This is a genomic window from Paramagnetospirillum magnetotacticum MS-1 (assembly GCF_000829825.1).
Taxonomy (GTDB): domain Bacteria; phylum Pseudomonadota; class Alphaproteobacteria; order Rhodospirillales; family Magnetospirillaceae; genus Phaeospirillum; species Phaeospirillum magnetotacticum.
In genome coordinates, this window is sequence record NZ_JXSL01000030.1 from 1,142,243 (window position 1) to 1,154,445 (window position 12,203).

Here is a 12,203-nt window from a genome sequence, read left to right on the forward strand (position 1 = left end):
CATTGCGCAAGGTTTTACCACACATGGCAGGTTGTCGTGGGCGGCACCGGTCCCTATCCTAGGGGAATGATCGAGTCCATGAATTTCGCCATCCTGATCGTCTCGGGGCTTGTGGCGCTCAGCATCTTCTCCAGCCTGCTATCGTTTCGCATCGGCGCGCCGCTGCTGCTGGTGTTTTTATGCGTCGGGCTGGTGGCGGGCGAAAACGGCCTGGGCCGCATCAAGTTCGACGATGTGCGGGCCGCCTATATGATCGGCAGCATCGCACTGGCCATCATTCTGTTCGATTCGGGCTTTCACACCAGCCTCAAGGCCTTCCGCGCCGCCTTGTGGCCCGCCATGGCCATGGCCACGGGCGGTGTGGTGGTGACGACCGCCGTGGTGGCTGTGCCGGTGCATTATCTGCTGGGCTTCGACTGGCTGGAAGCGGGGTTGATGGGCGCCATTCTCAGTTCCACCGATGCGGCGGCGGTGTTCTTCCTGCTGCGCGTCGGCGGCATCCATGTGCGCGACCGCGTGCGTTCGACCCTGGAAGTGGAATCGGGCAGCAACGACCCCATGGCCATCTTCCTGACCATGGCCCTGGTGGGGCTTTTGGTGGCCAAGGGCCCCATCTCGCCGGTGTCCATCGGCATGGAGTTCATCACCAAATTCGGCATCGGCGCTGCCGCTGGCATGTTCGGCGGCGGACTGATCGTGCTGGCGGTCAACAAGATGGGCTTCGAGCGGGGATTGCAGCCCCTGGCAGCCATCAGCCTGGCCATGGTGCTGTTCGCCGCGACGGAAGAACTGCACGGCAGCGGCTTTCTGGCGGTCTATATCGCTGGGCTGGTGGCGGGCAATGCCCGCATCAATGCGCCCGAGACCATGCGCCGCTTTCAAGACGGGCTGACCTGGCTGGCCCAGATCGTCATGTTCCTGACCTTGGGTCTGTTGGCGACGCCCTCGGAATTTCCGGCTTTCGCCTGGCAGTCCTTGATGGTGGCCGCCGTGCTGATCTTCGTGGCGCGGCCCCTGGCCGCCTGGATCTGCCTGTTTCCCTACGGCTTCAACCGCAATGAAACGGCCTTCGTCGCCTGGGTGGGATTACGCGGTTCGGTCTCGGTCCTGCTGTCCATCGTGCCCATGGTGGTGGGGCTGCCCCATGGACGGGACTATTTCATCCTGGCCTTCCTGGTGGTGCTGCTCAGCCTTGGTCTGCAGGGCTGGACCATCGGCGCGGTGGCCCGCTTTCTCAGCCAGATCGTGCCAAAGCGCATCGGCCCGGTGGAACGCATGGAATTGGAAATTCCCGGCGCGCGCCACGAACTGGTGTCGTACCGCATCGTGGCCGATTCCCTGGTGGCGCGCGGTCATCGCCTGCCCCGCTGGGCCGAACCTTCCCTGGTGGTCAGGGACAAGAAGTCCTATTCCAACCATGCCGCCAAGGGGTTGAAGCCTGGCGACACGGTCTTTCTGTTCGCCCGGCCCGAGCGGGTGCCCCATCTGGACCGGCTCTTCGCCTCGGCGGCTCCGGCGGCCGAAGCCGATTCGCGCTTCTTCGGCGATTTCGCCCTGGAACCCGGCGCCCATATGAAGGATCTGGCCCTGCTTTACGGCCTGCCAGTGGATGAGGCCGATTACGACATGTCGGCGGCCAATTGGCTGGTGCGCGAACTGGGGCACGAGCCGGGCATTGGCGACCGCGCCGCCCTGGGCGAGGTGGAACTGATCGTGCGGGCCCTGGATTGGGACGACCGGATCTCCGAGATCGGGCTGGCGGTGGAGCCCACCCGTATCGACGCCCCCCGGCTGCCGGTCTTTCAAAGCCGCACCGAATTGAAGGCAATGCTCAAACGCTGGATGAGGAAAACCACATGACCCTGATCAAGACGCACCGTCAGCTGATCGACGAGGCCAATGCCCTGATCACCACCATCGGCACCCAGGACGCCATCGCCCTTCACGGCGATCCCGGCGTGGTCTTCGTCGATATCCGCGACGTGCGCGAGTTGGAGCGTGAAGGCATGATCCCCGGCGCTTTCCACGCGCCGCGCGGCATGCTGGAATTCTGGGTCGATCCCACCAGCCCCTATTACAAGGACGTGTTCGGCCAGGCCAAACGCTTCGTCTTCTACTGCCAGTCGGCCTGGCGTTCGGCCCTGGCGACAAAGGCGGTGCAGGATATGGGCCTGGCCCCCGTCGCCCATGTGGAGGGCGGGTTCAAGGGCTGGAAGGAAGCGGGCGGGCCGGTGGGCCCGAAGCCCGAGCACAAGAAGGCGGGGTGATCCCCATCAACGCTTCAGATGTCCATAGGCCGGAAGGGTGGAGATGCGCTGGTCCTCCACCGCGCCGCCTACGGTGAAGTGGTAGAGGGACTGCCAGTTCCCGCCGCCGGGCGTCAGGCCCAGCAGGTCGTGCACCTCGTCATCGTGGTAGCAGCCGATGCCGGTGCCCGACAGGCCCGCGGCGGTGGCTTCCAGATAGAGAACCTGGCCGATCATCCCGGCTTCCCAGAACAGGCGGCGATAGGCCCAGGCCCCGTCCTCGGCCAGACTGCGCGTGAAATCGGCCAGCATGCCCAGGCTGAAGGCGCCGCGTCCGGCGATGTTCTGGGTGCAGGACAGTTCGGTGGCCGCCCAGGTGAAATCCCCCTCGGCAAGGCGGAAGAGCGGCAGGTTGGAGACGGACTTCTCCCAGAGGAAATGAGTATGGCAATCGGCCCGTAGCCGGTCCAGGGATTGCGGGTCGCGGATCAGGGCGTAAAGGCCTGGCGTCAGTCCCTCCACCCGGTGAACGAACAGAATCAGCGACAGACGCGAAGCCCATGGCCAAGACCGCCAGGGCACTCTCCCCTGATCGGCCAAAGTGGCGGCCAGCAGGCGCGTAAAGGCGTCCAGCCCCATGCCGGTGACGCCGTCCATGGCCTGGGCGCTGCGGCGGCGGCGGATGATGGACCCGGTGGGCTCGGAGCTTCCCCCCAGGGGCGGCATGGCGACCGAGGGCGGCGGCGCGGCGGGGGCGGTGGCGGGCTTTTCCGATAGGGCCAGGGCCTGGCCGATCACTTCCCAGACCTCGTGGTCGGAACTCAACGCATTGGCCGTGCCCGTCCAGTGTCCCGTCACTGGCTGTAATTCCGGCTCGGGCAGAGGGATGGGTGAGACAACGGCGATCAGGTCGGGATGTTCCGGCTCGTATCGATGGCAGGACTCGGCGCGCTCCAGGCCCAGCAGCGCCGCCAATTGCTCGTCGCCCGGCGCGGTCAGGACCCGCAGATGCCAGCCCAGGCAGGCGGCGGCATAGGATGCGGCGGCCAGGGCATGGCCGCAATCATGCTGGCAATAGCGATAGGCGCGCTCGCCGTATTTCCAGGATTCCCGCCAGGGGATGGAGGAGAGCGCCAGCAAGAAAGCGCCGGCCGGCAACGCGGACGGAAGGTCATCTAACCGGCAGCGCTCTTCCAGGGCGTGATGGAACGGGGCGTAGTGATAAAGCCCTGGCCCCTCACCGACGCCGTCCACTGGCGGCAGGATCACCCACCCCTCGGTGGGGTGGAGGTTGCCGCTGCTGGGATTGTTGCGTAGCGCCCAGCGGGTGCCGCCCGCCTCCTTCCAGGCCGACAGGCCCAAAGCCAGTTCCAGGAACAGGCCCAGTCCGTCGGGGGTCAGGGGGGCGGGTTCTCGCCCTTCCAGTGCGGCGAGGGGCGGAGTCTCGGCGTCCAGGCGCAGCGGTAGGTCCACCCGTCGGGCGCCATCGAAGGACCGGAATGGATCGGGCTGAGTCTCCCAGTCGAGAAATCCCGGTCCACGGGCGTAGCGGCGGCTGAAATGCTTGGTGCGGGTGTGATAGGCGGCAATCTGGTCCAAAACTTCGCTCATGCCCATCTTTCCCCACTTCACGGCACACCATATATTGGAAAGAATACAGGCCGTAACACCCCCGAGTGCCGTGAATTATGACCGCTCCCCCTCCCACCGATCTGGCCGGTGAACGGCTGGTCCGCAAGACCCCCGATCGCATCCTGCCCCTGGATCAGGGGGATCAGGACTATATCCGCGCGGGACTTTCAGCGGTGCAGGAGGCTTTCGGCATCGCCGCGCTTCCCGATGTTCCCATCGCCTTGATGCCGGGACGGACGCTGATGCGCCTGCTGGTGGATCTGCGGGCCCGGCTGCGGCCGCGCAATCCCGACCAGACCGAGGCCTGGGGGCGGCTGGCCGGGGCCATCCTGATCCTGGACATGGCGGGTGAGTTCGCCAGCCAGCATTCCCTGGCGGAAGAACGCCGCCGGGCGCTGGAGCACGACGACCTGGATGATTAGGACCGCATGCCGCCATTAGGGGCAGATGAGGTCCACGGTCTCTTCGGCGATGGAGATTTCGGCGGGCAGGCGGGCGACGATGTCGCCGTCGCCCTGGACCGGGGCGCCGCGCGGCCCGGTGATCAGGATATTGCGGGCCGAGACCACCCGCACTTCGGGCAGTCCGGGCAACTTGCCCAGCGGCAGGGCCAGACCATAGCGCAACATGCCCGCCATGCCCGCATTGGGCAGGATGCACAATTCCAGCATGGGGGAGGTCAGATCGGCGTCGGGGGCGGCGATGAAGGGGCCGCCGTAAAAGCGGCCCTTGCAGGCCACCACCATGCGGGCCTCGTATTCCACCCCATCGGCGCGGATGGTCAATTTGGGGAAGTCGTAGCCCACCGCCTGACGCAGGCTTTCCACCACATAGGCCAGCTTGCCCGCGCGGCGCTTTAAGGCCGTGCTGACGCATTCCACCACATGAGCGTCGAGACCGGCGCCCGCCATCAAAAGGAAACGCCGCCGGTTGACCAGCCCCACATGGATGCGCCGCGTCGGGCCGAAGGCAATCGTGCGGGCCACCAGATCCACGTCGTCGGGATCAAGCCCGATCTCGCAGGCCAGAACATTGGCGGTGCCCAGCGGAATCACGCCTAGCGCCAGACTGTGCCGCCCCGCGCCCAGGCCGTTGAGAACCTCGTTGACCGTGCCGTCGCCGCCCGCCGCGATCACCGCATCGAAATCATCGGCGCTGGCCAGGGCGGCGAAGTCTTCGGCATCGCCCCGGCGCCCCGTCTCGCGGCAGGTCACCTTCGCCCCCAGGGCTTGGGCGGCGGCCACCACCTGTTCCAACTGCCGGATGCGCCGCCGCCCGGCGGTGGGATTGTGAATCACCAAGATCCGCCGCGGCGCCATGGCGGCAAGGGGATCTGTAGCGGTCGTGCAGGCAGCGAGATCGACGGTCATGGGGGCTGTGTATAGCGCGCCAGGATGCCTGGCGCGGTGAATTATTTGTTACGGCTATGCTTCAGTTCAATGAAATATCTGAAGGTTTGTTAAAATACACATGAATATTATTGGTGAGTGTCATATGTAAGGCATCAGAGCATATCAACACTTCTTCGGATGATAGCCCGATGAACGCCAGTCTCCATATCAAGAGGCGTTACAGGACCATCTGGATTTCCGATATTCACTTGGGCACGCGTGGCTGCAAAGCTGACGACCTGCTGGAATTCCTGAAAGTCACCGAGTCAGAAACCCTCTATCTGGTGGGCGACATCATCGACGGATGGCGGCTTAGGCGCTCGTGGTACTGGCCGCAAAGCCATAACGACGTGGTGCAAAAGCTGTTGCGCAAGGCGCGCAAGGGGACCCGCGTCGTGTTCGTTCCCGGCAATCACGATGAATTCGCCCGCGACTATCACGGCCTGCTGTTCGGCGATATCCAGGTGGTGACGACCATTCTGCACGACACCGCCGACGGCAAGCGCCTGCTGGTCCTGCACGGGGACGCTTTCGACGGGGTGGTCAAGCATGCCCGGTGGCTGGCCCATCTGGGAGACAGCGCCTATACCATGGCGCTGGCGCTGAACCATTGGCTGAACGTGGTGCGCCGCGCCCTGGGCTTTCCCTATTGGTCGTTGTCGGCCTATCTGAAGCACAAGGTCAAGAATGCCGTCCAGTACATCGCCAGTTTCGAAGACGCCATGGCCGAGGAGGCGCGCCGCCATGGCGCCGACGGCGTGGTCTGCGGCCATATCCACCACGCCGAGAAGCGCGACGTGAACGGTGTCCTTTACTGCAATGACGGCGACTGGGTCGAAAGCTGTACCGCCCTGGCGGAGAATTTCGACGGATCTTTGGAAATCATCCGCTGGCTGGAGGTCGAGGAAAACACATGCGCATACTCGTCGTCACCGATGCATGGCTCCCTCAAGTCAACGGCGTCGTCCGCACCCTCGACACCTTAAGGGCCGAGTTGGAGCGTACCGGCCATCAGGTGGTGATGGTCACCCCCGACCGCTTCCGCAGTCTTCCCTGCCCGACCTATCCGGAAATCCGCCTGGCCTTCAAGCCGGGGCGCAAACTGGCGGCCATGATCGAGGCGGCGCAACCCTGCGCCATCCACATTGCCACCGAAGGGCCCCTGGGCTGGGCCGCCCGGCGCTATTGCTTGCGCCGCAAGATTCCCTTTACCAGCGCCTATCACACCAAATTCCCGGAATACATCAAGGCCCGCTTCGGCGTGCCCTTGCCCATTTCCTATGCCGTGATGCGCCGTTTTCACGACGCCTCGTCGCGGGTGATGGTGGCGACCCAGGGAATCGAAAGTGAACTGGCGGGGCGGGGCTTCAGCAATATCGCCCGCTGGTCCCGGGGGGTGGATACCGAACTGTTCCGCCCGCGGCCCGAGGTCAGGGGCGCGGACGGTCCCTTTGCCCATCTGGCCGGGCCGATTTTCCTCTATGTGGGCCGGGTGGCGGTGGAGAAGAACATCGAGGCCTTTCTGGCCCTGGACCTTCCCGGTTCGAAGGCCGTGGTGGGCGATGGGCCCCAAGCCGACGAGATGAAGCGCCGCTTTCCCGAGGTTCATTTCGCGGGGGCCCGTTTCGGCGAGGATCTGGCGCGCCACTATGCCGCCGCCGATGTCTTCGTCTTTCCGTCGCGCACCGACACATTCGGTTTGGTGCTGCTCGAAGCCTTGGCCTCGGGCCTTCCGGTGGCGGCCTATCCGGTGCCCGGCCCCAACGACGTCATCGGCACCTCGCCCGCTGGTGTGCTGGACGAGGATCTGGGGCTTGCCGCCGAGGCCGCCCTCAGGATCGATCCGGCCCTGTGCCGGGCTCATGCCCTGACCTTCTCCTGGGAGGCCTGCACCTTGCAATTCCTCGACAATCTGCGGCCCTTCGAGATGGGGGTCTGGCAGGCGGCGGCGGAATGACTTAGCCTTGCGATCTCGCATGTGGGATCGGGAGAACGGGTCATGAGGGTATTGCCTGCCGTTATCGCAGTGCTGCTGACGGCCCTGCCCGCCATGGCGCAGAACCTCGACATCGATTCCCTGGCCGGGGTCTATAAGCACAAATTTCAGAACGGTTCGGTGGACGGCGACAAGTATGTCAGCGAGGACATCATGGAGATTGTCAAACTCGCTCCCGACCGCGCCTATCTCCGCCTGGCGCTGAATTTCTTCAACGGCCATTCCTGCAGCTTCTGGGGCGTCGTCCACGTGGCGGGGGACTCGCTGGTGCACCGTTCCAACGGGCGGTCGGGCGAGGGGTGCGAACTCAGCCTGCGCAGCCGGGACGGCAAGCTGATTCTCGACGACAAGGATGGTCATTGCCGCGCCTATGGCTGCGGGGCCAGAGGTACCTTTACCGGCACCTCCTTTCCCCTGACCAGCCGCCGCGACATCCGCTATCTGGACCGTCTCAAGGCTTCCTCCCAATTCAAGGAAGCCCTGGACGAGGATGCGCCCGCCGCCCGCTGACTCACCCGGCGCGAACGCCATCGAGGAAGCGCACCACCTCGTCGCGCAGATGGGCGGAATCGTCGGCCAGTTGACCGGCTCCGGCCAGAACCTGGCGCGATGCCGCCCCGGTGGCGCCCGCCGCTTCCGACACGCCCGCCACATTGGTGGAGACTTCGCGGGTTCCCTGTACCGCCTCCAGGACATTGCGGGCGATTTCTGAGGTGGCGGCGCCCTGCTCCTCCACCGCTCCGGCGATGCCCGACGAAATCTGGCGCACCTGATCGATCACCTTGCCGATATTGCGGATGGCGTCCACGGCCTGGCGGGTCTCGTTTTGGACGGCGCCGATCTGGGTGCTGATTTCCTCGGTAGCCCTGGCGGTCTGGTTGGCGAGATTTTTGACCTCGCCCGCCACCACGGCAAAGCCTTTTCCCGCCTCACCGGCCCGCGCCGCTTCGATGGTGGCGTTCAAGGCCAGCAGGTTGGTCTGGGATGCGATATCGGTAATCAGGCCGACCACCTGATCGATGCGGGCCGCCGCATCCGCCAAGCCCTGCACCATCTCGTTGGTGCGCTCGGTCTCCTCGGCGGCCTGGCGGGAAATGGCGGCGGCTTCGGTAACCTGACGGCTGATCTCGGTGATGGAGGAAGAAAGCTCCTCGGCGGCGGCGGCGACGGTTTCCACATTGGAGGTGGCCTGCCCGGCGGCCGAAGCGATGGTGGAGGCCTGGGCCTGGGACTGTTCGGCGGCGGCCGACATGCCCTGGGAGGCGGCTTCCATCTGGGTGGCCTGGGCCGAGACGCCCTTGACCAGGCCCATCACGCTGGCTTCGAAGGAATCGGCCATGGCCAGCATGGCGCGGCGGCGCTCAAGCTCGGTCCTGGCCTTGGCCTCCTCCTGCTCCTTTTTGAGGGCGGCGACGCGGATGGCGTTGTCCTTGAAGACCTGAACGGCCTTGGCCATCTCGCCGATCTCGTCCTTGTTGCCGATGGCCGGGATCTGGATGGAAGTGTCGCCTCCGGCCAGGGTCTCCATGGCCCCGGTCATGGCGATCACCGGCCTGCTGATGGAACTGCTGATGACGAAGGACAGGATCAGCCCGAGGATTACGGACACTGATCCGATCAGGATCGAGGTATCGATAGCGGTATTGATCTGCTGCTCGGCGCCGGTCTGGACCTCGACGGAAATGTCGCGGAAATTCGTCGCCAAATCCTCCCCCGCCACATCGAGCTTGTTGGCGATGGCGGCGGCGATGGGCGCGGAGGCGGCGGTTTCTGCGCTGTCCAGGGACGGGGCGTGGCCGTCGGCGATCTTCACCTTGGAGATTTCGCGGTCATAGTCGTCGAGCAGACGCTTCAGTTCCTCGACCCGAATGATGCGCTCTGGCGCGAAGGTTTGCGCGCGTAATTTGCCCAGATCCTCGCGGGCCGTGGCAAAGCTGGCGCGGGCGGCGGTCATCTTGGCTTCGTCGCCGGTCGCCAGGGCGGCCCAGATCCGCATGCGCCCCTGGAACATTTCCTTTTCAATCTGCTCGACCAGGGCCTGGTTGCTCACCAGCCGGATAGCCCGCGAGAAGGCCTTTTCCGTGGCCTTGCCCGAATAGATTCCATAGCCCGACAAGCCTGCGATCAGAAGGACAAGAAGCCCGAATCCAACCATCAATCGGGCGGCGATCCTAAGGTTTCCAAGCATCATGCGGTTCCTCGTTCGACATTTTCCCAGCCCGCAAGCCACCTTTGGCGGCATCGGGCATTCAATGGCGGCGCGCATTCTGCTGTGCCTCGAAGCAGGAGAGACTCTAAACGGGCTTATGCTGCACTGCGTCATTCGAGATGAAACGAATGGACGGCGATTGTGCATGTCTGCTTCCGAATTTCCGCGCGCATGGATTCGCCGATCCCCGTTTCGGTCCTGCCGGGCCTTGACCGCGCGGCCCGCTTCATGCTGTTGATGCCTCTACCTTGCCCTTCACGGAATGCCCCAACGTGGACAGACTGACCGGCGGTATCCGCCCCTATCTCCTGCTGTCGTTGCTGTCGCTGTTTTTGTATCTGCCGGGTCTGGTGGCTCTTCCGCCCATGGACCGCGACGAGTCGCGTTTTGTCCAGGCCACCCGCCAGATGCTGGAGACCGGCGATTACATCCGCATCCAGTTCCAGCAGGAGATGCGCGCCAAGAAGCCGGTGGGGGCCTATTGGCTTCAGGCCGCCTCGGTCAGCCTGTTGTCCGACAAGGCCACGCGCGAGGTCTGGCCCTATCGCCTGCCCTCGGCCCTGGCGGCTTGGGGTGCGGTGCTGATGACCTTCGCCTTCGGGCAATACCTGTTCGGGCGTCAAACCGCGCTGATCGGCGCCGCCTTGCTGGCTTCGTCGCTGATGCTGGTCTCGGAAGGCCATCAGGCCAAGACCGACGCCATCATGCTGGCCTGCACCGTGGCGGCCCAAGGCGCCCTGGCGCGCTTCTATCTTGGCGCCAGGGGCCAGGCGGCCATACCGGGTGCCCTGGTGGCTCTGGTCTTCTGGGTGGCCATGGGAGTCTCGGTCCTGGTCAAGGGGCCGGTGATTCCGGCCATCTCCATCCTTACCATCCTGGCGCTGGGATTCGCCGACCGGCAATGGGCGTGGCTGGTGGGCCTGCGGCCCTTCACGGGCATGATCGTGGCGGCATCCATCGCCGCGCCGTGGTTCGTGGCCATCTCCAACGCCACGGGCGGCGCCTTCGTCGGCGAGGCGGTCAAAGGCGACCTGCTGCCCAAGCTGCTGGGCGCCCAGGAAAGCCATGGCGGCTGGCCCGGCACTTATCTCGCCCTGGCGGCGGTGATCTTGTGGCCCGGCTCGCTGTTGCTGTGGCCCGCGTTGAGTGCGGCCTGGAAGGTGCGCCTGCGCCCCGAGATCCGCTTCTGCCTCGCCTGGATCATCCCGGCCTGGGTGATGTTCGAGATCGTGCCCACCAAGCTGCCCCATTACGTGCTGCCCACCTTTCCCGCCCTGGCGCTGTTGATGGCGGTAGCCGTGGTGGGGCGAGCGCCCGATCTGCGCTCCAAGCCCGCCAAGATCTGGTACTGGCTGTGGTGCGCGATCGGTCTGGCCCTGGCGGCGGCGGTGGTGATCGTCCCCTACCAGTTCGCGCCATCCCTTCCCGTCATGAGCATTCCCTCGGCCCTCATGATCGCGGGCGCGGTGCTGGCCGCCGCCTGGCTGGCCGTAAAGGAGCGGATGCTCCCGGCGGTCATGGCCCTGGTGCTGACGGCGGTGACCAGCTTCCAGGTGGTGTTCGAAGGCGTGCTGCCCAGCCTGGATTACCTGTTCGTCAGCCGTCAGGCCGCCGAGCTGGTGGCCAGCCGCCCCCATAGCGGCGCCGTGGTGGTGGCGGGCTATGCCGAGCCCAGTCTGGTCTTCCTGCTGGGCACTGACACGGTGCTGACCAGCGGTGAGAACGCGGCCCAGCACCTGACCAAGGGACCCGCCGCGCTCAGTCTGGTCTCCGACCGCGAGGAGGAGAAGTTCTTCGCCGCCGCGGCCACGCTGGGCGTCAGGCCGGTGGTGGTGGGTATGGTCAAGGGCTTCAACTATTCGCGCGGCCGCAAGGTGACGCTGACCGCCTATGCCGTGGAGGGCAAAGCGCCATGAAGCTGCTGGACCTCATCCTGCGCCAATGGGACAGGGGCGGCGACCGCATCACCCTGATCTGGGAGGAACTGGCCGGGTTCCGATCGTTCAGCGCCGGGCAATGGGCGCGCACCATGGCGCGGCCCCGGACCTGGGCCACACTTTATTGTGCCCTGGCGGTGGTGATCGGCTATTTCCTCCTGGACCGGCCGTTGGCTCGCTGGCTGAAGGCCCATGTGAGCGGTGATTTCGAGGGATTCTGGAAGACCATCACCTATCTGGGGCTGGGCGGCGTCTGGATGATTCCCGCCGGTCTGCTGACGCTCGGCCTGATCCTGTCCTCCCTGGCGGCGCCGGGGCTGGAGAAACGCGCCCGGCTGCGCCGCGCCGCCTGGGTGCCGGGCTTCCTGTTCCTGTCCATGGCCATTTCGGGCATCGCCGGCAACATCATCAAGATGCTGGTGGGCCGGACAAGGCCCGCCGCCCTGTTCGACAGCAATCTCTATGACTTCGTGCCCCTGACGCGGGGCTATCTCACCAATTCCTTCCCCTCGGGCCATTCCCAGGCGGCCTTTGCCGCCATGACCGCGCTCGCCTTGATCTTTCCGCGCTACGATCTGGCCTTCATCACCATCGCCCTGCTGGTGGCCTTGAGCCGGGTGCTGACCACCGTGCATTTCCTTTCGGATGCGGTGGCGGGGGCCTGGCTGGGCGCCATGGTCAGTGTGGCGCTCTATTCCCTGCTGACGGCGCGCGGCATCGATGTGCGGGTGCGGTTCGACAGGGATAAGAAACTGGTGGACTAAAAAGGCGCCCGCCGAAGCGGGCGCCTTT

11 protein-coding genes are annotated in these 12,203 nt (G+C 65.2%); 8 read left to right on the plus strand and 3 right to left on the minus strand.

The genetic code is table 11. The features are described 5' to 3' along the window. The first annotated feature begins 78 nt into the window (after window positions 1-78). Window positions 79-1,860 carry a potassium/proton antiporter gene (locus CCC_RS17940; protein ID WP_236686406.1) on the plus strand — a complete coding sequence of 594 codons (1,782 nt, stop codon included), beginning with the start codon at window positions 79-81 and terminating at the stop codon, window positions 1,858-1,860. After that, entirely contained in the window at window positions 1,857-2,267 is a 411-nt protein-coding gene (locus CCC_RS17945; RefSeq protein WP_009869926.1) for a rhodanese-like domain-containing protein, read from the plus strand. Before CCC_RS17940 ends, CCC_RS17945 begins: the two co-directional genes overlap by 4 nt. A gap of 6 nt (window positions 2,268-2,273) precedes the next feature. On the opposite strand, the gene CCC_RS17950 is transcribed toward CCC_RS17945, so the two are convergent. Beyond that, window positions 2,274-3,857: a SagB/ThcOx family dehydrogenase gene (locus tag CCC_RS17950; protein ID WP_041042600.1), complete on the minus strand. Its 1,584-nt coding sequence runs from the start codon at window positions 3,855-3,857 to the stop codon at window positions 2,274-2,276. Window positions 3,858-3,934: 77 nt separating this feature from the next. On the opposite strand from CCC_RS17950, the gene CCC_RS17955 reads away from it, so the two are divergent. Beyond that, window positions 3,935-4,300 carry a hypothetical protein gene (locus CCC_RS17955; protein WP_009869928.1) on the plus strand — a complete coding sequence of 122 codons (366 nt, stop codon included), beginning with the start codon at window positions 3,935-3,937 and terminating at the stop codon, window positions 4,298-4,300. 15 nt (window positions 4,301-4,315) lie between these two features. Here CCC_RS17955 and CCC_RS17960 read toward each other — a convergent pair whose 3' ends face one another. Continuing rightward, window positions 4,316-5,248 (minus strand): diacylglycerol/lipid kinase family protein, encoded by a 933-nt coding sequence (locus CCC_RS17960; protein ID WP_009869929.1) that lies wholly within the window; start codon window positions 5,246-5,248, stop codon window positions 4,316-4,318. A 170-nt stretch (window positions 5,249-5,418) separates the two neighbouring features. Here CCC_RS17960 and CCC_RS17965 point away from each other — a divergent pair, with 170 nt between their 5' ends. From CCC_RS17965 to CCC_RS17975, 3 genes are read left to right on the plus strand one after another with little or no spacing between them, the layout of a single operon-like run. Continuing rightward, window positions 5,419-6,255 carry a UDP-2,3-diacylglucosamine diphosphatase gene (locus CCC_RS17965; RefSeq protein ID WP_009869930.1) on the plus strand — a complete coding sequence of 279 codons (837 nt, stop codon included), beginning with the start codon at window positions 5,419-5,421 and terminating at the stop codon, window positions 6,253-6,255. Then, window positions 6,183-7,226, plus strand: coding sequence for a glycosyltransferase family 4 protein (locus CCC_RS17970; RefSeq protein WP_041042259.1), 1,044 nt, complete (start codon window positions 6,183-6,185; stop codon window positions 7,224-7,226). Before CCC_RS17965 ends, CCC_RS17970 begins: the two co-directional genes overlap by 73 nt. 42 nt (window positions 7,227-7,268) lie before the next feature. Then, window positions 7,269-7,775: a hypothetical protein gene (locus CCC_RS17975; RefSeq protein ID WP_152619799.1), complete on the plus strand. Its 507-nt coding sequence runs from the start codon at window positions 7,269-7,271 to the stop codon at window positions 7,773-7,775. Window position 7,776: 1 nt separating this feature from the next. Here CCC_RS17975 and CCC_RS17980 read toward each other — a convergent pair whose 3' ends face one another. After that, window positions 7,777-9,456 carry a methyl-accepting chemotaxis protein gene (locus CCC_RS17980; protein ID WP_052473306.1) on the minus strand — a complete coding sequence of 560 codons (1,680 nt, stop codon included), beginning with the start codon at window positions 9,454-9,456 and terminating at the stop codon, window positions 7,777-7,779. Window positions 9,457-9,746: 290 nt separating this feature from the next. Here CCC_RS17980 and CCC_RS17985 point away from each other — a divergent pair, with 290 nt between their 5' ends. Continuing rightward, window positions 9,747-11,390 carry an ArnT family glycosyltransferase gene (locus CCC_RS17985; RefSeq protein ID WP_009869934.1) on the plus strand — a complete coding sequence of 548 codons (1,644 nt, stop codon included), beginning with the start codon at window positions 9,747-9,749 and terminating at the stop codon, window positions 11,388-11,390. Further along, window positions 11,387-12,175, plus strand: a complete 789-nt coding sequence (locus CCC_RS17990) for a phosphatase PAP2 family protein (RefSeq protein WP_009869935.1) — start codon at window positions 11,387-11,389, stop codon at window positions 12,173-12,175. The genes CCC_RS17985 and CCC_RS17990 overlap by 4 nt, the downstream gene beginning before the upstream one ends. Window positions 12,176-12,203 lie beyond the last annotated feature (28 nt).